We start from the raw sequence: 24,988 nt of genomic DNA, 5'->3' as shown, positions 1-24,988 counted from the left end.
TAACGCTATCAAAGGTGATGCGGCAAGAAAAATCGGTCGCCATATATGCCGCTGGAGAGGGGTTCCATGTTCAAGTCCTGTCAGATCCGTGGATCTGCGCTGCGCGCCGCATCTGCAATGGCCATGGTTACGGCCCTTTCGGCGCTTCCGCCGGGGGCGGCGGTTGCTCGGGCGGCCAGTGTGAAGGCCGCAGCGGCAGGGGCGGTCTACAAGGATGCTAACGCTCCCATCGAGGCGCGGGTTGACGATCTGATCGCGCGCATGACGCTGGATGAGAAGATCGCCCAGATCACCGCCGTCTGGGATGCCAAATCCGAGATTTTCGATGCGAAGCTGCAGCTCGATCCCGCGAAGCTGGCATCGCATTATCCCAACGGGCTGGGGCAGTTCACGCGCCCTTCGGACGCCAAGGGCTCGGTTAGCCCGCGCGTGCTGCCGGGGCGCAATCCGGCGCAGACGGTGGCGCTGGTCAATGCCCTGCAGCATTGGGCCACGACCCAGACGCGGCTGGGTATCCCGATCCTGTTCCATGAGGAAGGGCTGCATGGCTACGCTGCCGTTGGCGCCACCAGCTTTCCACAATCCATCGCCATGGCCTCTTCTTGGGACCCGGCGATGTTGCGCGCGGTCAACAGCGTGATCGCAAGGGAAATCCGGGTGCGCGGCGTGTCTCAGGTGCTGGCGCCGGTGGTCGATATCGCCCGCGATCCGCGCTGGGGCCGTATCGAGGAAACCTATGGCGAGGACCCCTATCTCGTCGGCGAAATGGGCGTGGCGGCGGTGGAGGGCCTGCAGGGCCCCGGCCATGCGCGCCAGCTGACGCCGGGCCATGTCTTTGCCACGCTCAAGCATCTCACCGGCCATGGTCAGCCCGAGAGCGGCACCAATGTCGGCCCCGCGCCGATCTCCGAGCGCGAGCTGCGCGAGAACTTCTTCCCGCCCTTCGAACAGGTGGTGAAGCGCACCGGCATCGAGGCGGTGATGGCCAGCTACAATGAGATCGACGGCGTGCCCTCCCATGCCAACAAGTGGCTGCTGGAAAAGGTGCTGCGCGGCGAATGGGGCTTCAAGGGCGCGGTGGTCAGCGATTATTCGGCTGTCGATCAGCTGATGAGCATCCACCATATCGCCCCCGATCTGGAGGGCGCGGCAAGGCGCGCGCTGGATGCGGGCGTGGACGCCGATCTGCCCGAGGGCCTGTCCTACAGCACTTTGGGCAAGGCGGTGCGCGAGGGCCGCGTCAGCGAGGCGCAGGTGGATAAAGCCGTGCGCCGCATGCTGGACCTCAAATTCCGCGCCGGGCTTTTCGAACATCCCTATGCCGATGCCGCGGCGGCCGAAAAGCTGACCAACGATGCGCAGGCTCGCGCTTTGGCGCTGACGGCGGCGCAGCGTTCGATCACCTTGCTCAAGAACGATGGCATGCTGCCGCTGAAGCCCGAGGGCACGATTGCCGTCATCGGACCGAGCGCGGCGGTGGCCCGTCTGGGCGGCTATTACGGCCAACCGCCGCATAAGGTCTCGATCCTCGACGGCATCAAGGCGCGCGTGGGCGACAAGGCGAAGATCGTCTTCGCGCAGGGCGTGAAGATCACCGAGGATGACGATTGGTGGGCCGACAAGGTCACCAAGTCCGATCCGGCGGAAAACCGCAAGCTGATCGCGGCGGCGGTGGAGGCGGCGCGCGGCGTCGACCGCATCGTGCTGACCCTTGGCGACACCGAACAATCCAGCCGCGAGGGCTGGGCCGACAACCATCTGGGCGACCGCCCCAGCCTCGATCTGGTGGGTGAGCAGCAGGAATTGTTCGATGCGCTCAAGGCGCTGGGCAAGCCGATCACCGTGGTGCTGATCAATGGCCGCCCGCCCTCCATCGTAAAGGTGTCGGAGCAGGCCAATGCCATCCTCGAAGGCTGGTATCTGGGCGAGCAGGGCGGCAATGCCGTGGCCGATGTGCTCTTCGGCGATGTGAACCCCGGCGGTCATCTGCCGGTCACCGTTGCGCGCTCGGTGGGGCAGCTGCCGGTGTTCTACAATGCCAAGCCCAGTGCGCGGCGCGGCTATCTGTTCGACACCACCGCGCCGCTCTATCCCTTTGGTTTCGGGCTGAGCTACACCACGTTTGATCTTTCCGCGCCGCGTCTCTCGGCGGCGACCATCGGCAAGGCGGGGCAGGCGACGGTCTCGGTCGATGTGCGCAACACGGGCAATCGTCTGGGTGATGAGGTGGTGCAGCTCTACATCCGCGACAAGGTCAGCTCGGTCACGCGGCCCATCAAGGAGCTGAAGGGCTTTGAACGCATCACGCTCAAACCCGGCGAGACCCGCACCGTCACCTTCAACATCGGACCCGAGGCCTTGCAGATGTGGAACGATCAGATGCAGCGCGTCGTCGAGCCCGGCGATTTCGAGATCATGACCGGCGACAATTCGGTCGATCTCAAGACCACCACGCTGACGGTGGCACCATGATCCGGCGGCAAGTTCTGGGCGGGCTGCTGGCCAGCAGCGCGATGCTGGCGGCCAGCCGTGCGGGTGCGGCGGCGACGAGGCCGCTCTACAAGGATGCCGCTGCGCCGGTGGATCTGCGGGTGCGCGATCTGCTCTCACGCATGACGCTGGAGGAGAAGGTCGGGCAGATCATCGCGCTTTGGGCCACCAAGGCGCAGGTGATGGATGATCTCACCTTCTCGCCTAAGAAGGCCAGCGCGGCCTATCCGGCCAGCTTCGGCCAGATCACCCGGCCTTCGGACCGGCGCGGGGCGCCCAATGGCTCGACACAGGCGGGCGGCGTGGGCGCGCGCTGGCGCACGCCTGCCGATACGGTCAGCTTTATCAACGCTGTGCAGACATGGGCGCGCAACGAAACGCGCCTCGGCATTCCGGTGCTGTTCCATGAGGAAGCGCTGCATGGCTATATGGCGACTGACGCCACCATGTTCCCCATGGCCATCGGTCTGGCGGGCAGCTTCGACCGGCAGTTGATGCATGATGTCCAGTCGGTGATCGCGCGCGAGGTGCGGGCGCGCGGCGTGCATCTGGCGCTCTCGCCGGTGGTGGACATCGCCCGCGATCCGCGCTGGGGCCGCATCGAGGAAACCTATGGCGAGGACCCCTATCTCTGCGGGGAAATGGGCGTCTCCGCCGTGCTGGGCCTGCAGGGTGAGGGGCGTGAGCTGCCCCCGGGCAAGGTGTTCGCCACGCTCAAGCATATGACCGGCCACGGCCAGCCCCAGAGCGGCGACAACATCGCCCCCGCGCCGATCTCGCAGCGCGAATTGCGCGAGAACTTCCTGCCGCCCTTCCGAGAGGTTGTAAAACGCACCGGCATCGGCGCGGTGATGCCCAGCTACAATGAGATCGACGGCGTGCCCAGCCATCAGAACCGCTGGCTGCTCACGCAGGTGCTGCGTGGCGAATGGGGCTTCGATGGCGCGGTGATCAGCGATTACGGCGCGGTGCCGGAGCTGGATACGATCCACCATGTGGCCGCCGATCTGGAAGCGGCGGCGCGTCATGCTCTGGCGGCGGGCGTCGATTGCGAGCTGCCCGATGGGTTGGCGTTCCGCACGCTGGTGCAGCAGGTGCGCGAGGGCAAGGTCCCGCAGGCAGCGGTGGACACCGCCTGCGCGCGTATGCTTACCCTGAAATTCCGCGCCGGGCTGTTTGAAAACCCCTTCGTCGACAAGGAATTCGACCGGATCACCGGCAATGCCGAGGCCCGCGCTCTGGCGCTGAAGGCGGCGCATCGCTCGATCGTGCTGCTCAAGAACGATGGCATTCTGCCGTTGACGCCCGGTGCTCACAAGCGTGTGGCGGTGATCGGGCCGAATGCCGCCGTGGCGCGTCTGGGCGGTTACAGCAGCACGCCGCGTCAGGCGGTATCGTTGCTGGAAGGCGTGAAGGCCCATCTGGCAGGCAAGGCGCAGGTGGAGTTTGCCCAAGGCGTCTTCATCACCCAGAGCGAGGACCGCTCCAGCGACGAAGTGCTGCTGGCCGATCCTGCCCGCAACCGCGACTTGATCGCCGAGGCGGTCAAGCTGGCCCAGACATCCGACATCATCCTGCTGGCCATCGGCGACACCGAGCAGACCAGCCGCGAGGGCTTCGCCAAAAACCATCTGGGCGACCGCACCAGCCTCGATCTGGTGGGCGAGCAGAATGATCTCTTCGCCGCGCTCAAGGCTACGGGCAAACCTGTGGTGGTCTGCGCGATCAATGGCCGCCCGCCCAGCTATCCTGCCGTGGCGGCAGGCGCCAACGCTCTGCTGGAATGCTGGTATCCGGGGCAGGAGGGCGGCACGGCCATGACCGATATCCTGTTCGGCGCGGTCAATCCCGGTGCCAAGCTGCCCGTCACCGTGGCGCGCAATGCGGGGCAGATCCCCATCTTCTACAACCGCAAGCCCAGCGCCCGGCGAGGCTATGTTTTTGAAGACATTTCGCCGCTGTATCCCTTCGGCTTCGGCCTCTCCTACACCAGCTTCGAGATGAGCAAACCGCGCCTTTCCGCGCCGCAGATCGGCACGCAGGGGCAGGTGATGGTCAGCGTCGATGTGCGCAACACCGGTTCCCGCGCGGGCGATGAGGTGGTGCAGCTTTACATCCATGATCAGGTGGCCTCCGTCACCCGCCCCATCAAGGAATTGAAGGGCTTCGAGCGCGTCACCCTGGCGCCGGGCGAAAGCCGTGAGGTGCGCTTCACCCTCGGCCCCGATGCCTTCTCGCTGTGGGATCTGAACATGGTCGAGCGCGTCGAACCCGGCCGTTTCGACATCATGGTCGGGCCAGACAGCGAAACCCTGCAAACCGTTACTCTCGACATCGTCTGAACAGGATCAAAGCCATGCCCATCATCACAGGCGCCAAGGTCATCGTGACCTGCCCCGGCCGCAATTTCGTTACCCTCAAGATCGAGACCGATGAGGGCGTTTACGGGCTTGGCGATGCCACGCTCAATGGCCGCGAACTCTCGGTGGCGAGTTATCTGCAGGATCACATCATCCCCTGCCTGATCGGGCGTGACGCGCATCGCATCGAGGATATCTGGCAGTATCTCTACAAGGGCGCCTACTGGCGTCGCGGCCCCGTCACCATGACCGCCATTGCCGCGGTCGACACGGCGCTGTGGGACATCAAGGGCAAGATCGCCGGCCTGCCGCTCTACCAGCTGCTGGGCGGGGCGAGCCGCGAGGGCGTGATGGTCTATGGCCACGCCAATGGCACCAGCATCGAGGATACGATCAACGTCGCGCTGGAGTATCAGAAGCAGGGTTACAAGGCGATCCGCCTGCAATGCGGCGTGCCGGGCATGGCCAGCACCTATGGCGTCTCGAAGGACAAATATTTCTACGAGCCCGCTGACTCCGATCTGCCCACGGAAAACGTGTGGAACACCAGCAAATATCTGCGCGTGGTGCCCGAACTCTTCAAGGCCGCGCGCGAGGCTTTGGGCTGGGATGTTCATCTGCTGCATGACATCCACCACCGCCTCACCCCCATCGAGGCGGGCCGTCTGGGCAAGGATCTGGAGCCCTACCGCCCCTTCTGGCTGGAAGACGCCACCCCTGCCGAAAATCAGGAGGCCTTCAAGCTGATCCGCCAGCACACCACTGCGCCGCTGGCCGTGGGCGAGATCTTCAACTCGATCTGGGACGCCAAGGATCTGATCCAGAACCAGCTGATCGACTATATCCGCGCCACGGTGGTGCATGCGGGCGGTATCACTCATCTGCGCCGGATTGCGGCGCTGGCGGATCTCTATCAGATCCGCACCGGCTGCCATGGCGCCACCGATCTCTCGCCGGTCTGCATGGCCGCTGCGCTGCATTTCGACCTCTCGGTGCCCAATTTCGGCATTCAGGAGTATATGAAGCACACGGCGGAGACCGATGCCGTCTTCCCCCATGCCTACACCTTTGCAGACGGCATGATGCACCCGGGCGAGAAGCCGGGCCTCGGCGTGGAGATCGATGAAGAGCTGGCCGCAAAGTATGAATACAAGCGCGCCTTCCTGCCGGTGAACCGGCTGGAAGATGGCACGATGTACAACTGGTAAGCGCGCATGGAGCAGGCCAAACCTTCAGGCAAAATCCGCTGGGTGGTCTGCGCCCTGCTGTTTGCCGCCGTGGTGCTCAGCTATATCGACCGGCTGGTGCTGCCCACGCTGAAACCCGATCTTCAGGCCCGCTATGGCTGGAGCGAGACCGGCTATGCCAGCCTCGCGATCTGGTTTCAGGCGGGATACGGCGTGGCCTATGTGCTGTTCGGCCGCGTAATCGACCGGATCGGCGCACGCGCAGGATACGCATTGGCAGTAGGATTGTGGACGCTCGGGCATGTCATGCATGTCTTCTTCACCACCACCGGAGGCATGCTGCTGGCGCGCATCCCGCTGGCCATCGGTGAGGCAGGGACGTTCCCCGCCGCGCTGAGCGCCACCAATGAATGGTTTCCCCGGCGCGAGCGGGCTCTGGCCATCGGCATCTTCAACGCGGGCTCCAATGTTGGCGCGATCGTTACGCCGCTGCTGGTACCGGTGATCGCGGTGACCTTGGGTTGGCGCTGGGCCTTTATCCTCACCGGCCTGCTGACGGTGGTGTGGCTGGCGGCATGGCTGGCGATCTATCGCCGCCCGCGCGACAAGGTGGGCCTTTCGGCGGAAGAACTCGCCTGGATCGAGGCCGAACCTGCAGAGCCTCAGCGTTCCGTGCCATGGCTCAGCCTGTTTCGTCATCGCCAGACATGGGCCTATTTGATGGGCCGCTTTCTGATCGATCCGGTGTGGTGGACCTTCCTGTTCTGGCTGCCCGATTTCTTCAACCGGCAGTATCATGTAAAAATGCTCGATTTCGGGCCGCCCTTGATCGCGGTTTACCTGCTGGCCGATGTCGGATCGGTGGCGGGGGGCTGGCTGTCCTCGCGGCTGATGGGGCGCGGGTGGTCGATCAACCGAGCGCGCAAGGGCGCGATGTTCTGCGCCGCGCTGTTTGCCCTGCCGATTGCCTTTGCCGCTCAGGCGCCCAGCCTGTGGGTGGCGGTGCTGCTGATCGGCCTTGCCTGCGCCGCGCATCAGGGCTTTTCGGCCAATGTTTACGCTCTGCCGGGCGATCTCTTTCCGCGCTGGATGGCGGGCTCCGTCATCGGCATCGGCGGGCTTTCGGGCGCGCTGGGCGGCATGCTGATGGCCAAATATGCCGGCATGATTCTGGAAACGGTCGGCAGCTTTCAGCCCATCTTTATCCTCGCCTCCTGCGCCTATCTGGTGGCGCTGTTTGTCCTTCACCTGATCGTTCCGCGTTACGCGCCGGTCTCGCTTTCGGAAACAACCGCATGAAGCCCCTTCGCCTCCATCCTGATCGCCTGTTTCCGGCTGAAACGCGCACCCGCGATATCGCCCGGGCGCTTTACGCCACCGTCAGCGACCTGCCGATCATCAGCCCGCACGGCCATACCGACCCGGCGTGGTTCGCCTATAACGAGCCTTTCGCGAACCCCTCTGATCTGCTGATCGTGCCGGACCATTACGTCTTCCGTATGCTGATGAGTCAGGGCGTCGGGCTGGATCAACTGGGCATCCCGACGGTCGATGGCAGCCCCACCGAAAGCGATTCGCGCGCCATATGGGATCGCTTTGCCGCCCATTACCATTTGTTCGCGGGCACCCCCTCGCGCATGTGGCTGGACTATGTTTTTACGCAGGTTTTCGGCATTGATGTGCGGCTGGAACCAGCCACCGCCAGCCTCTATTACGACACCATCGACGCCGCGCTGCAAACCCCCGAATTCCGCCCCCGCGCCCTGTTCGAGCGCTTCAACATCGAGGCCATCGCCACCACCGAGGGGCCTCTGGACCCGCTGACCCACCACAAGGCGATCCGTGAGAGCGGCTGGGGCGGCAAGGTTGTCACCGCCTATCGCCCCGACCCGGTGATGGACCCGGACGATCCGCGCTTTATCGAAAAGGTGACAGCCTTCTGCGCCATGACGGGCGAGGATGTCGGCAGCTTCGCCGGTTACTTGCGCGCTCATGAAAAGCGCCGCGCCGATTTCCGCGCGGCGGGCGCCACCAGCACCGATCACGGCCATCCCACGGCCTTCACCGCGCATCTCTCGCGCCCCGAGATCGAGGCGCTTTACGCCAAGGTGATGGCAGGCCCCGTCAGCGCGGCGGAGGCCGAACTCTTCCGCGGCCATATGCTGGTGGAAATGGCGCGCATGTCGATCGAGGACGGCATGGTGATGCAGCTTCACCCCGGCGTCTGGCGCAGCCACAACGATGCGGTTTTGGGCCGCTTCGGGCGTGACAAGGGCGGTGATATCCCGATGCCGGGCGAGTTTGTGCGCGCTTTGAAGCCGTTGCTGGACCTCTATGGCAATGATCCGCGCCTGACGCTGATCCTCTTTACGCTGGATGAGGATGTTTATGCCCGCGAACTGGCGCCGCTGGCGGGGCACTATCCCGCGCTGAAGCTGGGTCCGCCCTGGTGGTTCCATGACAGCCCGGAAGGCATGCGCCGCTTCCGCGAAAACGTCACCGAGACCGCCGGTTTCTACAACACGGTGGGCTTCAACGACGATACGCGCGCCTTCCTCTCAATCCCTGCGCGGCATGATGTGGCGCGGCGGATGGATTGCGGCTTCCTCGCCCGTCTGGTGGCCGAACACCGCATCGAGGAGGACGAAGCTTTCGACTTGGCCCATGCGCTGTCCTATGGGCTGGCCAAGCAGGCGTATCGGCTGTGACGCGTCTTTCCGAAGCCACGCTGAGCCAGCTGCCAGGCGATGTGCTGCGCCCCTCCTATGATCGCGGCGCGGTGAAGACCGGTGTCATCCATCTGGGCATCGGCGCTTTTCACCGCGCGCATCAGGCGGCAGTGTTCGATGATGTGCTGGCCGCTGGCGATCTGCGCTGGGGCATTGTGGCGGCGTCCTTGCGTTCGCCCACAGTGCGCGATCAGATGGTGCCTCAAGATGGGCTTTACACCATGCTGGTGCGCGATGGCGCGGCCCTGACCGCCCGCATCATGGGCGCGGTGCAAAAGGTGCTGATCGCGCCGGAGGCTCCGGCGGAATTGCTGGCCGTGATGGCCGCGCCGGACACCCATATCGTCACTCTGACCATCACCGAAAAGGGCTACAAGCTGGACCCATCCAGCGGCGCGCTGATCGAGGATGATGCGCAGCTGGCGGCAGACCTCTTGTCGCTGGAAAAGCCGCAAACCGCTTTGGGCTATATCGTTGCAGCATTGGCCATGCGCCGGGCGGCGGGGCTCAAGCCCTTCACCGCGATCTCCTGCGACAATCTGCCGCACAATGGTTCGCGGCTGCGCGGCGGGGTGCTGGCTCTGGCGCGGCATCACGATCCTGACCTTGCCGTGTGGATCGAGGCCTATGGCGCTTTCCCTGAAACCATGGTGGACCGCATCGTGCCTGCCACCACGGAGCAGGATATTGCCGATCTGGCGCAGCGCCTCGGCGTAGAAGACCGAGCCATGGTCAAGACCGAGCCCTTCACCCAATGGGTGACCGAGGACCATTTCTGCGGGCCTCGCCCTGCCTTCGGCGCGGGCGTACAACTGACCGCCGCCGTCGCCCCATGGGAGGAGGCTAAACTGCGCTTGCTCAATGGCGCGCATAGCGGCATCGCCTATCTGGGCGGTCTGGCGGGCCTCGCGCATGTGCATGAGGTGCTGGAACGCCCCGAGGCCCGCGCTTTTGTCGAACAACTATGGGATGAGGCGCAGACCACTCTGTCGCCCCCGCCGGAGCTGGACATCGCCGCCTATCGCCAAGCGTTGATGGCGCGCTTTGACAATCCCACGTTGATGCATCGCACGCATCAGATCGCCATGGATGGCTCTCAGAAGCTGCCGCAACGTCTGCTGGCGCCGATCGCCGCAAGGCTGGCGGCGGGGCAGGGGATCGAGGCCTTGTCTCTGGCGGTGGCGGGCTGGATTCGCTGGCAGGCCGGGCGCAATGACAGGGGTGAAACCTTCGCCATCGATGATCCGCTGGCCGGGGTGATCGCGCAGCGTCTGGCCGGGGCCAAGGATGCCGAAGCCCGGGTGGATGCCGTGCTGGGGCTTGAGGCCGTCGTGCCGCTCGCGTTGCAAAACCATGCAGCATTCCGCGCAGCATTGGTCCGCTGGCTCACCCTTCTGGAAACGCAGGGCGCGCTGGCCGCGCTGGCTCTTTGCAAGGATGTTTCGTGATGAAATTGCTGTCTTGTGCGGCGGCCCTTTCCCTGGTCGCAACGCCCGCTCTGGCCGATGCGCCCAGGCTGGTGAAACAGGGCACCGCCACCCAGTTGCAGGTGCAGGGCAAGCCCATGCTGCTGCTGGCTGGCGAACTCGGCAACAGCAGCGACACCAGTGAGGCCTATATGGCCCCCCACTGGAAGCGCCTGCGCGCCATGCATCTCAACACCGTGCTGGCGCCGGTCTCCTGGGAGCTGATCGAGCCCAAGGAAGGCCAGTATGACTGGTCCAGCGTCGATACGCTGATCCGCAACGCGCGGGCCAACAATCTGCATCTGGTGTTTCTGTGGTTCGGGGCGTGGAAGAATTCCATGTCGACCTATGTGCCTGCCTGGGTGAAGCGGGATCAGGCCCGTTTCCCGCGCGCTCAACTGCCGAGCGGGCAGGGGGTGGATATCCTTTCCTCCATGGCGCCCGCGACCCTTGCGGCGGATCAGAAGATCTTCGCCGCGCTGCTCGCCCATATCAAGGCGGTGGATGCCCAGCAGAACACCGTGCTGATGGTGCAGGTGGAAAATGAGATCGGCATGCTGCCGGTGGCGCGCGATTACAGCGCGCAGGCCGATGCCGCCTATCGCGGCCAAGTGCCCGCCGAGCTGATGACCTACCTCCAGCAGCATCACGATACGCTGGTCCCCGCCATGCGTCAGCGCTGGGAGGACAATGGCGCCAAAACCAGCGGCACATGGGCCGAGGTGTTCGGGCCGGGCACGGCGTCGGAGGAAATCTTCACCGCATGGCATTACGCGCGCTTCGCCGATGGGCTGACGCGCGCGGGGAAAGGTGCTTACGACCTGCCGATGTATGTCAATGTGGCGCTCAACCGGCCCGGACGCGCGCCCGGTGAATATCCCAGCGGCGGCCCCTTGCCGCATCTGATCGATGTCTGGAAGGCCGCGGCGCCTGCGCTCGATTTTCTGGCGCCCGATATCTATTTCACCAACTTCGTTGATATCGTGAACACCTACAAGCGGCCCGACAATCCGCTGTTCATTCCCGAAGCCAACAATGCCGATCACCCGCAGGTGCCGGGCAATGCCTTCTATGCCATCGGCAAGCTGGATGCGATCGGCTTCGGGCCCTTCTCCATCGAATCGGTCGATGAGAAACCGGGCGCTCTGGCCGGGGCCTATGACGTGCTGGAGCAGATCTCGCCCGAGATTCTCGGCGCGCAGGGCTTGGGGCGCATGTCGGCCTTCCGACCGCGCGCGCTTTACGATGGCACGCTGATCTATGAGCCCGTTACCGAGCGGATCGGCGATTACCGCTTCACCGTCAGCTTTGCCGATATCGTCAAGCCCGAGGCCACGCCTGAAACCGGCAAGGCCGGGGCGGTGATCGTGCAGACCGGGCCGGAAGACTATATCGTGGCAGGGCAGGGTGTTACCGTTACCTTTGAGCCTGTCGGGCCCGGTGGGCGCCTTGCCGGAATCGACAGCGCTTGGGAGGGGCATTTCGACGCCCAACACCGCTGGATTGCGGGCCGTCTGCTCAATGGCGACCAGACTCACCAGGGGCGGCACATCCAGCTCGCGCCCGGGGAATTCCAGATCCAGCGGATAAAATTGTATCGCTACCAATAGGCTTGCGATCTTTGCTTGACAGGCGGAGTGGTCGGAGTAAACACCAAGCAGTGATAGCGCTATCACAAACCAGTACAAAGGCTCGAAACAGACAGGGCCGGGGATAGCGCTCAGGAGAGGCCGATGTTCAGCAAACACCAACGCACCTGCGTTCGCTCCAGCCTTGTTCGCCGCCTTGCCGGGAAGGGACCCCTTGGCATGCGTCTGACAGGGAAGGGCGCCGCCTAGAGGCGTTCGGCCTCACACGGGTCGCCTGACGACAAGGGCTTCACACAGGCCCGATCGTCAGGCCGCCGATCATCAGGACGTAACCATCTGCAACCCGCACGCTGAAACATCAGGGGGCGGAGGGCTGTCGGCGCGTGTGCAAGCGGGCCGGCCATAATGAAATCGGGCGCCCGGGCTGGTTCAGGCCCGCCATCCGCGCCGCACATGCATGGGAATCAGGGGTAGGCATATGACATATAAGAAAACGGCCATCATGTTGGGCCTTGCGACGGGTGTTTCCAGCTTCGGCTTTCTGGCCATGCCGGCTTTTGCTCAGGCGCCTGCCGCACAGGCGAGCGCTCCGGCTGCGCAGCCCGATCAGGATGCGGCCAATGAAATCATCGTGACCGGCTATCGCGCCAGCCTTCAGCGCTCTGCCGAGATCAAGAAGAACAACATCGGCCTGACCGAAACCATTCTGGCCGAAGACATCGGCAAGTTCCCGGATTCGAACATCGCTGAATCGCTGAGCCGCGTGCCGGGCGTGACCATCAACCGCGACAATGATGGCGAGGGTGTGAACGCTGCCATTCGTGGCCTGGGTTCTGCCTTCACGCAGGTGACGCTGAACGGCGCGGCGATCATGATCGGCTCGACCGGCACCGCCGATGGTTCGGGCACGGGCCGTCAGGTCGACCTCAACTATTTCCCGACCGAGCTGTTCACCTCGATCACCGTCGAGAAAAGCTCGCGCGCTGACATTCTGGAAGGCGGCGCCGCCGGTTCGATCGATCTGCGCATGGCGCATCCCTTCGACAAGCCGGGCACGCATTTCAGCCTCTCGATGGACGGGCTCTACAACACCAATGCCAAGACGCCCGGCTATAAGGGCGCGGCGGTGTTCAGCAGCACCAAGGGCGAGTTCGGCATTCTGATCGGCGTTTCGGGCATCAGCAATCAGGTCAATTCCAACGGCTTTGAGTCGGTGGGCTGGACCGAGCCGAACCTGTCCGCCGCGCAGAACACCACCTCCTCGCGCAACAACATCAATGGCACCGGCAGCAACGGCAGCACCTGGAGCATCCCCGCCACCGTTCCGGCAGGCGCGGGCAATGGTCTGGTGACGGGCAGCGCGCTCAATCAGGCGGCGCTGCTGGCGCTGAACCCGGGCCTGACGATCACCCAGCTCAACCAGGCACTGATCCCTCGTCTGGGCCGCGAGTTCAACGAATGGGGTTCGCGCAAGCGCATCACCGGCGTCGTCTCGCTGGAGTATAAGGGCGACGACAACGGGCTGCATCTCTACCTCGACAGCATGCTGTCCAAGGCGCGCAACCAGGAACAGCGCATCGATATGGACTGGGTGGGCCGCAATGGCAGCGCCATCCCGATCGGCCTGCAGGTGGACAGCAATGGCGTGGTGACCTCGGGCACCTTCGCCAATTCGCAGTCCTTCCTCGAATATCGTCCCTATGACGAACAGCTGACCTATTACGGCTTCAATCCGGGCGGTGAGTATCAGATCACCAACCATCTGAAGATCGATGTTCGCGGTGATGTCACGCACAGCAGCTTCTACCGCCAGTCGCCTTCGGTGCTGGTCTCGACGGTGCTGGGTTCGGGCGACACCGTCAATTACACCAACAACAACGGCAACATCAACATTGCCTCCAGCACGGATCTCGACAATCCGGCGAACTTCAACTGGAATGGCGGCCGCGTCAATCTGCAGGACGAACGCCGCCAGACCACGACCAAGGGCATCCGCGGCAATCTGCGCTGGGATCACGGTGATATCGTGGTGCGCGTGGGCGCCGCCTATGATGACAATTACCGCAACATCTACGCCATGGACAACAGCACGCTGTGGCAGAATGCGGTTTGCGGCAATCAGCCCAATGTGGCGATGCAGTCGCCCAACACGCAGCCTGCCTGCCTTGGCCTGAATGCGCCGGGTTCGGCCGCAGCGCTGTATCCGGGCTATGGCACGGGCGCGACGGCGGGGGCGACGGGTTCGGTCCAGTATCTGGGCTCGCTGATCCCGCAGGCCTCGCTGGCCAACTATCTGATGCCCGGGCCGCGCGGTTTCATCACCGTCAACTGGCCGGCCTTTGCTGCCGCGTCGAACTATGCCCAGTACAATGCCAGCGCGCCTTTCTCGACCGCCTCGAACACCGGCGCCAATTCGGGCCAGTATGAGGAAAAGAACTTCGGCGCCTATATCGAAGCCGATGACAAGTTCGAATTCGGTGACAACACGCTGCGCCTGAACGGTGGCGTGCGCTTCATCCACACCAACCAGCGCATCGGCGGCTATGTCGCCAATGGCGCCATCACCCAGCAGAACGCTTCGCTGACCAGCGGCGGTTATTACCCCACGGTGGGCATTGGCGCCTTCAACTTCATCAACACCTACAACAGCTACAGCTATGCGCTGCCGGCCTTCACGGCGGACTTCGCGCTGGGCCGCCATGCGGTGTTCCGCGCATCCTGGTCCAAGACTTTGACCCGTCCGGACCCCAATGCGATGCTGCCGGGTGTGAACTTCTCCGACATTTCGGCCTATCAGGCTTCGATCGGCAATCCGGCGCTGGCGCCCTATCTGTCAAAGAACCTCGACCTGGGCTTTGAATATTATACCGGCAAGGAAGGCTACATCGCGGTTGCCGCCTATCGCAAGTCGATCACCGGCTTCACCCAGTCGGCCAACATTGCCAGCACCTTCAGCGCTTTGGCTCCCTATGGCGTCAACATCAACACGGTGACCACCGGACAGGCGACGATCCTCAACAGCTACCCGACCGGCGCTGCCAACTCGCCGATCAACATCACCGAGCAGGTCAATGCCGGCAATCTGGTGATCAACGGCGCTGAATTCACGGTTGTTCAGCCGCTGGACTTCATCCTTGCGCCGCATGGCCATGGCATCAAGGGTCTGGGCGTGATCGGCAACGTCACCGTGATCGACCAGTCGAGCGCCAGCGTGCCCGCCGTGATCGCGACGGGTGTGGCCCACACGACCTACAACCTGACGCTCTATTACGATCACAAGGGCGTGTCGGCGCGACTGCTGTACAACTTCACCGGCGGTTCGCTGGCGGCAGCGGGCCCCCAGAACGGGCTCAACAATTTCGCGATCTACAATGACGTGCACAAGGAGCTGGATTTCTCCTCCAACCTCGACCTGCAGAAGATCTTCGGCGGCAGCACGCTGCTTCCCACGGTCTCCTTCAACGTCACCAATCTGACCAAGGCGCATATCCGCACCTATCTGCAGTATAAGAACGTGACCTATTCGGACTACAATCCGGGCACGACCTATTCGCTGGGTCTGCGCGAGAAGTTCTGACGATCCGAAGAGTGTGAAAAAGGGAAGGGCCGGGCGTGAAACCCGGTCCTTTCCGTATGCCGGAGGTGATGCTGATGAATCCTGCCCTGCGCGCCGCGCTTGCTTCGGTGCTGGCCCTGTCGCCTTTCGCGGCCCATGCGGCGCCATGCGCGCCGCAATGGGTGGCAGGCTGGGCGTCCTCGCAGATGGTGCCCACGGGGGACAATGCCTTGCCTGCTGGCAGTTTCGGCGGGGCGACGCTGCGGCAGATCATCCGCCCTTCCATCGGCGGGACGGGGCTGCGCATCAGGCTCTCCAATGTGAATGGCACGGCGCCTTTGCGCATCGATGGTGCCACTCTGGCCCGTGCGGTGAAGGCGGGCAGCGCGGCGATCGATCCGGCCTCGCTGATTGCGCTGCGCTTTGACGGGCAGGCGGGCGTGACCATCCCCGCCGGGGCGGAGTATCTTTCCGATCCCGTCGCTCTGCCCATCCGCGCTTTCGACGATCTGGCAATCACCCTGCATTATGCGCAGGATCCACAGGGGCAGACCTCTCACCCCGGATCGCGCGCCACCTCATGGCTGCTGGCGGGCGATCATCTGGGTGATGCCGATCTGGCAGGGGCAAAGACGTTCCAGCACTGGTTCACGCTTTCCGGGCTGGAGGTTTCACGCTGCGAGGCGCCGCGCCTGATCGTGGCGCTGGGCGATTCCATCACCGACGGCCATGGCGCCACCGATGACGCCAATGACCGCTGGACCGATGATCTGGCCCGCCGCCTGCAGGCCGATCCGGCGACGCGCGGCCTCGCCATCGTCAATCAGGGCATCGGCGGCAACCGGCTGCTGCATGACGGGCTGGGCCCCAATGCGCTCTCACGGCTGGACCGCGATGTGCTGGTGCAGCCGGGCGCCGGCTGGGTGGTGGTGCTGGAAGGCATCAACGATATCGGCACGCTGACCCGCGACGCTCCGGTGGATGAGGCAGCGCATCAGGCGCTGGTTGCGCAGATGATCGGCGCCTATCGCCAGATCATCGCGCGGGCGCATGGGCGGGGGATCAAGGCGATCGGCGCGACGGTGCTGCCCTTTATGGGCAATGCCTATTACCACCCCGATGCGCGCAATGAGACGGACCGGCAGGCCGTCAACCGCTGGATTCGGGAAAAGGGCCATTTCGACGCGGTGGTGGATTTCGATTCTGCCATGCGCGATCCGGCCCGGCCCGACCGCCTGCTGCCCGCCTATGACAGTGGCGATCATCTCCACCCATCGCCCGAAGGTTACCGGGCGATGGCGAAGAGCATCCCTCTGTCTGTGTTCTCCCAGAATTAAACAAGCAAAGTCTGGCGTTCCAGAATCTTGCGACGCAAGGCCTCGATGGCGTTTTCGATCTGTGAGGCGGCGGGCAGGATCGCGCCCAGATCCAGCCCCTCGACCAGCGTCAGCAGGCCATGCGCGGCTTCGGCCAGTTCGACATCCTTTTCCGCCAGTTGCCGCAGCGTTTCGGCCTCATTGCGGTAGCGCTGGGTCATGAAATCATTGCCGGGCACGGGCAGGTGAGCGATCTGCCCGTCCAGCGCGCTGACCGCGCCCGCCAAGGCCTCCAGCCGCCGCGCGTCGGCCTGAGCTTCGGGCGGCGGGAAGGGCTGGGCGCGGCTGGGCGCGGGGAAACGCTCGCGGCGATAGCGGGCTTCGGCTTCGCTCAGCGCCTTGCGGCTGCGTTGCAGGAGTTCGCTGACCATGCGGCGGATGCGCTGATCATCGGCGCGCAGCTCGTTTTCCGTGCGATAGTAGGTGTAGCCGTAACCGTGGAACAGGTTGGTCGCGATCTGGCGCAGGGTTTCCCCCGCGCCAGTGCCCGTATCCTCGCTCACGATGTGACGCCCACTTCCGGCCCCAGCGGATAGATGCCGGTGGGCTGGCCGCCGATATGGAAGGGCAGGCCCGCCGCCGCATTGGGGGCCGAAACCAGCCCCTTGTCGGCCATCTTCAGCGCCAGATAGTAACGCACCGCCTCGATCGGCGAGAGGCCCAGCGCCTGAAGCGAGATCAGCTCGCGCATGCGCTCGTCTCGCGGCAGGATCAGCACCTTGAGGTCATTGAGCATGATGCCATAGACCTTGAGGAACTCGGCCAGATGGCCCTTCACCGCCTCGCGCACCTCACCGATATGCTCGTTGATGTTCTCCAGCTTCGTCACCTGCACGATCTGGTTGATCGCCTGCTCGATGGCGGGGCCGGCGTAATCGGCCACTTCGTTCGTATCGATCACCGTGCCCGCGAAAGGCATATGGGTGATGAGGTCCAGCGCTTCCTGCTTGCTGTCGATATGGATGTAATAATCCACCACATAGGACACCTCCGCCATCTCCGCCGAGGTGGCGATGCCGCTGTTGCGCACCAGCAGCTTGGAGCGGTTGATGTAGATCACCTCATAGACCCAGGGGCTCGATCCGCCGAAGAAGCCCTTGGCCAGCGTGCCGATCAGCGGCTTGTCGGGTGTTTCGATGGCATATTGCCCGGTTTCATAGACATCGAGCACCGCGCCGCGCGATTTCAGCACGCAGAAATGGTTGCTTTCCACCGTCAGCAGCGAGCCCGAGACGATGCTGTCGTCCGCGATCTTGTAGGCCAGCGTGCGCGTGCCCAGCACATCCGAGCCGTCGGACTGAAGCGTGGTGATGACTTGCCTGGTGATGGCCAAAGGAACTCTCCCGATGGTGGTGTTGTAAGGCTGGCCTATCGCGGCGAGCAGAGGCCGGGGCCGTAGAGCGTGCGATAGAAGGATCGTGCGTGGCGGGGGCGGTGGCGCGGGGCGGGGGGATCGACGGGGATGTCGTCGTCGCCCTCGATCACCTCATCATCATCCTCATCCTCGAAGGATGGCGGCGCGGCGCGCGTCCGCTGCGATGTCAGCCGCTGTGCAACAGGGCGGGCCGGGGGCGGAGCGATCCTGCGGGGTCTTCTGTTCAACACATAGAACAGGCCGAAGATCAGCAGCAGGATCAGGACATGGGCCAAGCGCTGTATCCTCGATAGCAGAGCATATCTTGAAGCAACTTCGCTCTCATCTATCAGGAATTTTATGAAGTTTATATAAATTCTCTTCCTTGGCCCGGCATCTTGAAGCCGGGGACGCTGAATGCCACATCAGGCCCATGCAGTCTCACACAAGGGCCCTGGTGGCCGCCTCCGCCTATGCTGTGATCTTTGACCGGAAGGTTGCGGGTCTCTATGATTTCACCGCGCAGGAGCATCTGCGCGTTGCCGCCGAAAGCCGAGAGGGGCGGGTGCAGGGGAATTACGAGGGCCGCCCGGGCCTGTTCGGCGGCACGCTGCCCGAACTGTTCGATGCAACCGATCAGGCCTTCGTCTCGCTGGAGGTGGATGGCTATAAGGTCAAAGGTTATGACCGGGCGTCCGGCCACCACTATGAGGCCGAGATCCTGCCGCGCCTGATCCAGCTCTACGATCATGGCGCGCAGGCATGGTTCTCGTTCGAACCGCAGATCGCCTGAGCCCGATGGTATGAGGAGGCCGGGGGGAGGCTGGCAGGGCCTCCCGATCAGGCGCCTATGCGCTGGCGCTGCGCTCGATCACGATATGGGTGGCCAGCTCCGAGGGCGTGGAGCTTGTCACGCGATAGCCCAGCGCTGACAGATCCAGCCCCGCGAACATCGCCTCGCCCCGGCCCAGCAGCACGGGCGAGAGCGCGAAATGCAGCTCATCGATCAGCCCGGCTTGCAGATATTGCCGCACGGTCGAAACCCCGCCGCCGATCTTCACATCCAGATCGCCCGCCGCCTCACGCGCCAGATCCAGCGCTTCATGAATGCCGCCGGTGACGAAATGGAAGGTGGTGCCGCCTTCCATGGGGATCGGATCGCGCGCATGGTTGGTGAGGATGAAGGTGGGGGCGTGATAGGGCGGATTGCTGCCCCACCAGCCTTTCCAGCTGTCGTCCGGCCACTCCCCGCGCACCGGGCCGAACATGTTGCGGCCCAGGATGAAGGCGCCGAAGCCGTCCATCGCGCGATGGGCGAAATTTTCGTCGATGCCGTCCACGCCGTCCTCCTTGCCATGCATGGCGCGGAAGGTTCTGGTGCCGAAGAACCATTGGAAGATTTCAGGCCCGCGCTGGCCCAGGGGGGCGTCGAGGCTTTGTTCGGGGCCTGCCCCAAATCCATCGAGGGACAGCGAAAACCCTGCGACTCTGACACGTCCCATTCCAGCCTCCTCAAGCGTTTGCGCGATGCTGCCCTGTTGCGGAAGCATGCGCAACGCGGAACATCTTGCCTGAGGCGCTTGCCCAACACGCTTGCCACACCGCAGGGGCAGCGCCTATCGCCATGATCCATGGACTCGGCTGCCCGAAAGACCTTGACGATGCTGCGCTATGCTCTCCCGGCCCTGATCGCGACGATGGGCGCAGCTCTGCCCGCCCATGCCGGCGACACGGTGAGCATCGATATTTACGCCATCCCCTCGCGCCCGGTGGTCGATGCGGTGGCGCAGGCCAGCAAAAATCTGGCCAAACGCGGGATGCAGACTTTCTATGCACAGGGCCATGCCGTGCATGCCACGCTGTATCTCACGCAATATCCGGCCAGCGCGACGCCTGCGCTGAAGGCCGCGATCGCCCGGCTGGTGAAGAGCAGCAAGCGCTTCCCGCTGAGAGTGAACGGCACCGAGCGCACCGCCTCCAACTGGCTGTTCCTGAAGGTGCAGCGCAGCGCCGAACTGCAGAGGCTGGCCGATCAGGTGACTCTGGCTGCCGAGCCTTTTCGCGATCATGGCGTCTCCGCGCCGGGCTGGATGAAGGATTACCCCGCCAAGCTGCCCGCCTTCGAGCGCTATGGCTCGCCCAATGTCTTCGCGCAGTTCGAGCCGCATCTCACCCTGCTGGCCAATGAGAGCAACCCCGGCCTCAGCGCCTTTGTGGCCGAGGCGGAGCAGAACCAGCCTGCTGCCAGCGGTCAGGTGGAAGGGATCGGCATCGGGATCGTGGATGCCAATGGCCAGATCGTGAAGACTCTGGCGGAATACCATTTCCGCTGATCAGCCCAGCAGCCGCTCCTGCAGCCACAGGATGGCAGGGTAGGCGCAGATCCAGATCCAGAAGAAGCGGTTGAGCCCGAACAGGCAGGCATTGGCGCCATGGAACAGCGCCGCGATGGCCAGCCCGGCCAGCAAGGTGGGACGCGTCAGGAAGGCCAGCGGGAAGGCCAGTTCAAAGCCCATCACGGCCCAGCCCATCGCCAGCAGCAGGCGGGGGTTCTCGGCCCAGCGCCGGATGTTTTCCCCGGCGGGATAGGCGGAGAACAGGAAGACATCGCGCAGCGCCTGCCCGTTGCGCCAGTCCGGGTTCACCACCTTCACCCAGCCCGACATGAAATAGGACAGCAGCAGTTGCGCCCCCAGATAGCCGAAGGCCAGCTCTCGCCACGGACCGGAGGCCAGAGCGCCAACATGCGGCAGGTTGAAGGCGGCGGTCAGGCAGAGCAGGATCAGCAGGCCCATGCGGTCGGCACCGCCATTGTAGGGGCCGTTGAAGAAGGGCAGGATCAGCAGGTGGTTGATCACCAGAGCCAGGGTGAGCATGCCCGGCGTCAGACCGGGCAGTTGCGCGCCGAGACTGGCGGCGAGCAGCAGGATCGACAGGACCAGCCTTGGCGCAAACAGCAGCCGTTCCTGCGGGCGGACGGCGGGGCGCAGATGCTCAAGGCTCTGCTGGATAAAGGCCAGTGCCATCATGCCGCTGGTCAGATCGAGGGCGCGCTCCAGCATCATGCGCTCAGCAATCCGTTGATCGAGCAGGGGGCGGAGAGGTAGATGATCTCGCCCCCGTTTTCCTCACGCGTCACCTCGCGCGTCACCTCACGCGTCACAAGGCGCAGGCGGATTTGCAGGCAATCGCCGCGATAGGCGAGGCCTTCGCGATCCAGATGCCGCGCCACGCGCAACAGCAATTCGCGCTGGCTATGCGCCACCGTTTCCGGCGACACACCATGCATCAGCCGTTCCGAAAGGCTGACCAGAAACAGCGTTTCATTCCACTGCGGGTTCCAAAAAAGGCGGCGCAGCATGGTGCCCAGGCTCAGCACGGCGGGGCGTGGGCAGAAGGCATGCCATGGCCCGGCCTCCGCCTCAGGGGCGGGCAGCAGAGCGTAATCCAGACGCGGGCTGGCGCTCACCGCATCGAAAAAACGCCATGAGGGCATGATGGCGGGAAACAGCAGCCGCAGACCGGTGAAGGGAAACACGATTGGCCCGCAGCCTCCTGAAAATCAAACATTTGGCGGGGCCGCATCGCCATCCCCCGGCGCCATCATAACGAATTTGCCCGATCGCGCGCCTGTGTTTTTTCATCTTCAGATTGGACAGAGCGGTCAATTGCGTGCAGTCGCCATCGCCAAGGCGGGAGCGGACAGCGTTTCCGCAGCGAATGTCCCGAGCAGATGGCCATGCCGAGGGGTGGATGATGATCGAACGCGATGTGATGGAGTATGATGTGGTGATCGTGGGGGGCGGCCCGGCTGGGCTGGCCTCGGCGATCCGGCTCAAGCAGCTGAACGCCGACCTGTCGGTGTGCATTCTGGAAAAGGGCAGCGAGATCGGCGCGCATATCCTGTCGGGCGCGGTGGTCGATCCGCGCGCGCTGGATGAATTGCTGCCGAACTGGCGCGAAGACGGCTGCCCGATGGCCGAAACCCCGGTGACTGACAATTGGCACTGGGTGCTGACCAAGACCGGCAAATTCGCCATGCCGCATGCCATCATGCCGGGCTTTCTTTCGAATGATGGCAATTACACCGGCTCGCTGGGCAATCTGTGCCGCTGGCTGGGCGGCAAGGCCGAAGAGCTGGGCGTGGAAATCTTCCCCGGCTTCCCCGCTGCCGAGGTCCTTTACGGCGATCAGGGCGAGGTGATCGGCGTGCAGACCGGCGATATGGGCGTGGACCGCGAGGGCCAGCCCAAGGGCGATTTCCAGCCCGGCATGAACCTGCTGGCCCGCTACACGCTGTTCTGCGAGGGCGCGCGCGGCCATCTGACCAAGCGCCTGAAAGCGAAGTACGATCTGGAGCGCGATTGCCAGCCGCAGGTCTACGGCCTTGGCATCAAGGAGCTCTGGGACATTCCGGCCGACAAGCATGTGCCCGGCCGCGTGCTTCACACGCAGGGCTGGCCGCTGAGCGAAAGCAACAGCTGGGGCGGTGGTTTCCTGTATCATCAGGCAGGCGGTCAGGTGGCGCTCGGCTTTGTGACGGCGCTCGATTACAAGAACCCGCACGTCTATCCCTTCGAGGAATTCCAGCGCTGGAAGCAGCATCCCGAGATCCGCAAGGTGCTGGAGGGGGGCAAGCGCGTCTCCTATGGCGCCCGCGCGATCAATGAGGGCGGCTGGCAGAGCGTGCCGCATCTGGCCTTCCCGGGCGGCGTGCTGGCGGGCTGCAGCGCAGGCTTCGTCAATGTGCCGCGGATCAAGGGCAGCCATACGGCGATGAAGTCGGGCATGCTGGCGGCCGAAAGCATCGCCGCCGCCGTGGCGCAGGACCGCCGGGGCGATGCTCTGGAGGATTACGATGCCGCCGTGCGGAGCAGCTGGATCGCCGATGAACTGAAGCTGGTGCAGAACGCCCAGCCGATGGTTTCCAAGTTCGGCGGCGGTCTGGGCACGGTGTTGGCCGGCGCGGATATGTGGCTGCGCAACCTGTTCGGTTTCGGCATCGCCGGGCCGATGAAGCATCACACCGATGCCTCGGCCACGATGCGCGCTGATCTCTACAAGCCCATCGCCTATCCCAAGCCCGATGGCGTGATCACCTTTGACCGCCTGACCAGCGTGGCCTTCTCCTTCACCAACCATGAGGAAGATCAGCCCTGCCATCTGCGATTGAAGGATGCCACCGTGCCGACGCGCGTCAACCTGCCGGTCTATGCCGGGCCGGAGGCGCGTTACTGCCCGGCGGGCGTCTATGAATTCGTGGGCGAAGAGGGCGAGAAGCGCCTGCAGATCAACGCGCAGAATTGCGTCCACTGCAAGACCTGCGACATCAAGGACCCCACCCAGAACATCGAATGGGTGACGCCCGAGGGCGGCGGCGGCCCGAACTACCCCAATATGTGATTGGCAGCGCGCCTTATCCCGTTACGTCGAACGGAACGGATAAGGCGCGCGCGACTGCCGCATCTGGTGGAAATCCAGGGCGCGGGTGATCGGCGGCAGGGAGCGGTCCATGCAGTCGGCCCGCTCGCACAGATGGCAGGCCGGGCCGATCGGCGTGACCGTCGCCGTCTGCGCGCCGATGGCGATGCGGCTGGCATGGCGCGCTTCGCAGCCCAGCACGATCACCACTGGCTCGCGGCCATGCGGCTGGGGCAGGGCGCGGGCCCAGGTGAGATAGGCTGCCTCGTCGGGCATGGCGACATGGTCGACGATGGTTTCACCCATCCGCCGCAAGGCGCGATGGATGCGCCAGCGTGGACAGCCGCCACCGAAACGCGCGAGGGGGATCGTCTCGCTGCCATAGCGCTTGGCGACATTGCCCGAGGCGTCCAGCTTCAGCAGAAACAGCGGCACGCCGCGCGCGCCCTGCCGGTCCAGCGTGGTGAGGCGGTGCGCGGCCTGCTCGTAAGAGACGCCGAAGCGCGCCATCAGCAGGTCCATGTCATAGAGGCTGTCTTCGGCTGAACTCTGGAACTTGCCATAGGGCATGATCAGCGCGGCGGCGGCATAATTGGCCAGAAAGCGCTTGGTGAGCAGGCTGGCCTCGGCATCCGGCGCCTGCGCCGCATCCAGAGCGGCGGCCAGCACGCGGCGCATCTCGGTGGCGGCCAGCCTTTCGGCCAGACCGAACAGGCGGTCATGCGGGGGCAGGCTTTCGGCCAGCATCAGGCGGCGGCGATGCGCGTCATAATGGCGGTTGGCGTCCGGCATCTGATCCTGTGTCACGATGCGCACGGTGATGTCATAGCGCTCTTTCAGGCGCTGGATCATACCTTCGCGCCTGGCATCGGCGTGATCGCCCAGCGCTTCGGAGAGCGCCTCGGCCTCCATATCGATCTCGTGGAAATAGTTGCGGCGGGCGTAGAGCCAGTCACGCAGCCACGCCACCGCCGAGGACACTTTGGTGCCGGTGGCCCCGGCGGATTCGACTCGCTTGGGCACATCGCGCAGATCGCTGAGCGCACGGTAGAAGCGGCCGATGGCCTCGGCGATGGCCGGGTAATTCTCTGCCACTTCAAGCACTTCCTGCCGGGGTACGCCAATGTCGCGCACCAGCGCATCGGCGAAGATCTCGTGCAGATCGCTGCTGGCGGCCTCATTGGCGGCGGCGGTGAAGCTGCGCAGATCGACATCATAGGTGCTGGCCAGACGCAGCAGCATCTGCGCCGTCAGCGGGCGCTGGTTGCGTTCCAGATGGTTGAGATAGCTGGGGGAAACGCCCAGTTCCTCGGCCATTTCGGTCTGGTTCAGCCCCAGCTCGCGCCGCAGCATGCGCAGGCGGGGGCCAAGATACAGCTTGCGATCGGGGTTGGTGCTCATGTCTGTCAGATTGTCACAGTGTGACTAGCGTGACAAGTCAGATCATGTCTCCTTGTCAC

19 protein-coding genes are annotated in these 24,988 nt (G+C 64.2%); 12 read left to right on the top strand and 7 right to left on the bottom strand.

The features are described from left to right. The first annotated feature begins 117 nt into the window (after positions 1-117). The 9 genes from HGK27_RS12445 (at position 118) to HGK27_RS12405 (ending at position 16,714) form a co-directional block, all read left to right on the top strand. Positions 118-2,472: a glycoside hydrolase family 3 N-terminal domain-containing protein gene (locus HGK27_RS12445; RefSeq protein WP_407674637.1), complete on the top strand. Its 2,355-nt coding sequence runs from the start codon at positions 118-120 to the stop codon at positions 2,470-2,472. After that, entirely contained in the window at positions 2,469-4,832 is a 2,364-nt protein-coding gene (locus HGK27_RS12440; protein WP_206240945.1) for a glycoside hydrolase family 3 N-terminal domain-containing protein, read from the top strand. Before HGK27_RS12445 ends, HGK27_RS12440 begins: the two co-directional genes overlap by 4 nt. Positions 4,833-4,846: 14 nt before the next feature. Further along, on the top strand, positions 4,847-6,058 hold the full coding sequence (manD, locus tag HGK27_RS12435) for a D-mannonate dehydratase ManD (protein ID WP_206240943.1): 1,212 nt from the start codon (positions 4,847-4,849) through the stop codon (positions 6,056-6,058). 6 nt (positions 6,059-6,064) lie between these two features. Beyond that, on the top strand, positions 6,065-7,336 hold the full coding sequence (locus tag HGK27_RS12430) for an MFS transporter (protein WP_206240942.1): 1,272 nt from the start codon (positions 6,065-6,067) through the stop codon (positions 7,334-7,336). Next, positions 7,333-8,745 (top strand): glucuronate isomerase, encoded by a 1,413-nt coding sequence (gene uxaC / locus HGK27_RS12425; protein ID WP_206240940.1) that lies wholly within the window; start codon positions 7,333-7,335, stop codon positions 8,743-8,745. The genes HGK27_RS12430 and uxaC overlap by 4 nt, the downstream gene beginning before the upstream one ends. Further along, a complete protein-coding gene (locus HGK27_RS12420) occupies positions 8,742-10,214 on the top strand; it encodes a mannitol dehydrogenase family protein (RefSeq protein WP_206240936.1) in 1,473 nt (490 codons plus the stop codon). The genes uxaC and HGK27_RS12420 overlap by 4 nt, the downstream gene beginning before the upstream one ends. Next, entirely contained in the window at positions 10,214-11,842 is a 1,629-nt protein-coding gene (locus HGK27_RS12415) for a GH35 family beta-galactosidase (RefSeq protein ID WP_206240935.1), read from the top strand. Before HGK27_RS12420 ends, HGK27_RS12415 begins: the two co-directional genes overlap by 1 nt. Positions 11,843-12,299: 457 nt before the next feature. Then, positions 12,300-15,398, top strand: a complete 3,099-nt coding sequence (locus tag HGK27_RS12410) for a TonB-dependent receptor (protein ID WP_206240933.1) — start codon at positions 12,300-12,302, stop codon at positions 15,396-15,398. A 74-nt stretch (positions 15,399-15,472) separates the two neighbouring features. Then, on the top strand, positions 15,473-16,714 hold the full coding sequence (locus tag HGK27_RS12405; RefSeq protein WP_407674636.1) for an SGNH/GDSL hydrolase family protein: 1,242 nt from the start codon (positions 15,473-15,475) through the stop codon (positions 16,712-16,714). Here the strand turns inward: HGK27_RS12405 and HGK27_RS12400 are convergent. The 3 genes from HGK27_RS12400 to HGK27_RS12390 are packed head-to-tail and all read right to left on the bottom strand — an operon-like array spanning position 16,711 to position 18,403. After that, the gene (locus tag HGK27_RS12400; protein WP_206240931.1) at positions 16,711-17,256 is read right to left on the bottom strand and encodes a hypothetical protein; all 546 of its coding nucleotides are present in this window, start codon (positions 17,254-17,256) and stop codon (positions 16,711-16,713) included. The genes HGK27_RS12405 and HGK27_RS12400 overlap by 4 nt on opposite strands. Beyond that, positions 17,253-18,086 carry an SPFH domain-containing protein gene (locus HGK27_RS12395; RefSeq protein ID WP_206240929.1) on the bottom strand — a complete coding sequence of 278 codons (834 nt, stop codon included), beginning with the start codon at positions 18,084-18,086 and terminating at the stop codon, positions 17,253-17,255. Before HGK27_RS12395 ends, HGK27_RS12400 begins: the two co-directional genes overlap by 4 nt. Positions 18,087-18,121: 35 nt before the next feature. Continuing rightward, positions 18,122-18,403, bottom strand: a complete 282-nt coding sequence (locus tag HGK27_RS12390) for a hypothetical protein (RefSeq protein ID WP_206240928.1) — start codon at positions 18,401-18,403, stop codon at positions 18,122-18,124. Positions 18,404-18,564: 161 nt separating this feature from the next. Between HGK27_RS12390 and HGK27_RS12385 the strand changes: the two genes are divergently transcribed. Further along, a complete protein-coding gene (locus HGK27_RS12385; RefSeq protein ID WP_241127097.1) occupies positions 18,565-18,900 on the top strand; it encodes a hypothetical protein in 336 nt (111 codons plus the stop codon). Positions 18,901-18,955: 55 nt separating this feature from the next. On the opposite strand, the gene HGK27_RS12380 is transcribed toward HGK27_RS12385, so the two are convergent. After that, positions 18,956-19,609 carry a dihydrofolate reductase family protein gene (locus HGK27_RS12380; RefSeq protein ID WP_206240923.1) on the bottom strand — a complete coding sequence of 218 codons (654 nt, stop codon included), beginning with the start codon at positions 19,607-19,609 and terminating at the stop codon, positions 18,956-18,958. Positions 19,610-19,768: 159 nt separating this feature from the next. Here HGK27_RS12380 and HGK27_RS12375 point away from each other — a divergent pair, with 159 nt between their 5' ends. Then, positions 19,769-20,440, top strand: a complete 672-nt coding sequence (locus HGK27_RS12375; RefSeq protein WP_206240921.1) for a 2'-5' RNA ligase family protein — start codon at positions 19,769-19,771, stop codon at positions 20,438-20,440. On the opposite strand, the gene HGK27_RS12370 is transcribed toward HGK27_RS12375, so the two are convergent. Both HGK27_RS12370 and HGK27_RS12365 read right to left on the bottom strand, forming a co-directional pair. Further along, the gene (locus HGK27_RS12370) at positions 20,441-21,172 is read right to left on the bottom strand and encodes an HTTM domain-containing protein (protein WP_206240919.1); all 732 of its coding nucleotides are present in this window, start codon (positions 21,170-21,172) and stop codon (positions 20,441-20,443) included. Continuing rightward, complete coding sequence (locus HGK27_RS12365; protein WP_206240917.1) at positions 21,169-21,645, bottom strand: hypothetical protein; 477 nt, start codon at positions 21,643-21,645, stop codon at positions 21,169-21,171. The genes HGK27_RS12370 and HGK27_RS12365 overlap by 4 nt, the downstream gene beginning before the upstream one ends. Positions 21,646-21,863: 218 nt before the next feature. On the opposite strand from HGK27_RS12365, the gene HGK27_RS12360 reads away from it, so the two are divergent. After that, positions 21,864-23,510 (top strand): electron transfer flavoprotein-ubiquinone oxidoreductase, encoded by a 1,647-nt coding sequence (locus HGK27_RS12360; RefSeq protein WP_206243115.1) that lies wholly within the window; start codon positions 21,864-21,866, stop codon positions 23,508-23,510. Between the two features lie 21 nt (positions 23,511-23,531). Here the strand turns inward: HGK27_RS12360 and HGK27_RS12355 are convergent, their stop codons facing one another. Then, the gene (locus tag HGK27_RS12355) at positions 23,532-24,929 is read right to left on the bottom strand and encodes a helix-turn-helix domain-containing protein (protein WP_206240915.1); all 1,398 of its coding nucleotides are present in this window, start codon (positions 24,927-24,929) and stop codon (positions 23,532-23,534) included. Between the last annotated feature and the right edge of the window lie 59 nt (positions 24,930-24,988).

The sequence above is a fragment of the Novosphingobium terrae genome, from assembly GCF_017163935.1.
GTDB classification, from domain to species: Bacteria; Pseudomonadota; Alphaproteobacteria; order Sphingomonadales; family Sphingomonadaceae; genus Novosphingobium; species Novosphingobium terrae.
Note: the sequence above shows the minus strand (reverse complement) of the source record. Positions and strands in the feature narration are given on the sequence as shown.

Bases quoted from the DNA above. Each gene is read 5' to 3' on its own strand.
- HGK27_RS12380 (WP_206240923.1), bottom strand. From the start codon at position 19,609: ATGGGACGTGTCAGAGTCGCAGGGTTTTCGCTGTCCCTCGATGGATTT.
- HGK27_RS12410 (WP_206240933.1), top strand. From the start codon at position 12,300: ATGACATATAAGAAAACGGCCATCATGTTGGGCCTTGCGACGGGTGTT.
- HGK27_RS12440 (WP_206240945.1), top strand. From the start codon at position 2,469: ATGATCCGGCGGCAAGTTCTGGGCGGGCTGCTGGCCAGCAGCGCGATG.
- HGK27_RS12415 (WP_206240935.1), top strand. From the start codon at position 10,214: ATGAAATTGCTGTCTTGTGCGGCGGCCCTTTCCCTGGTCGCAACGCCC.
- manD (WP_206240943.1), top strand. From the start codon at position 4,847: ATGCCCATCATCACAGGCGCCAAGGTCATCGTGACCTGCCCCGGCCGC.
- HGK27_RS12360 (WP_206243115.1), top strand. From the start codon at position 21,864: ATGATCGAACGCGATGTGATGGAGTATGATGTGGTGATCGTGGGGGGC.
- uxaC (WP_206240940.1), top strand. From the start codon at position 7,333: ATGAAGCCCCTTCGCCTCCATCCTGATCGCCTGTTTCCGGCTGAAACG.
- HGK27_RS12405 (WP_407674636.1), top strand. From the start codon at position 15,473: ATGAATCCTGCCCTGCGCGCCGCGCTTGCTTCGGTGCTGGCCCTGTCG.
- HGK27_RS12445 (WP_407674637.1), top strand. From the start codon at position 118: ATGGCCATGGTTACGGCCCTTTCGGCGCTTCCGCCGGGGGCGGCGGTT.
- HGK27_RS12370 (WP_206240919.1), bottom strand. From the start codon at position 21,172: ATGATGCTGGAGCGCGCCCTCGATCTGACCAGCGGCATGATGGCACTG.
- HGK27_RS12375 (WP_206240921.1), top strand. From the start codon at position 19,769: ATGCTGCGCTATGCTCTCCCGGCCCTGATCGCGACGATGGGCGCAGCT.
- HGK27_RS12355 (WP_206240915.1), bottom strand. From the start codon at position 24,929: ATGAGCACCAACCCCGATCGCAAGCTGTATCTTGGCCCCCGCCTGCGC.
- HGK27_RS12430 (WP_206240942.1), top strand. From the start codon at position 6,065: ATGGAGCAGGCCAAACCTTCAGGCAAAATCCGCTGGGTGGTCTGCGCC.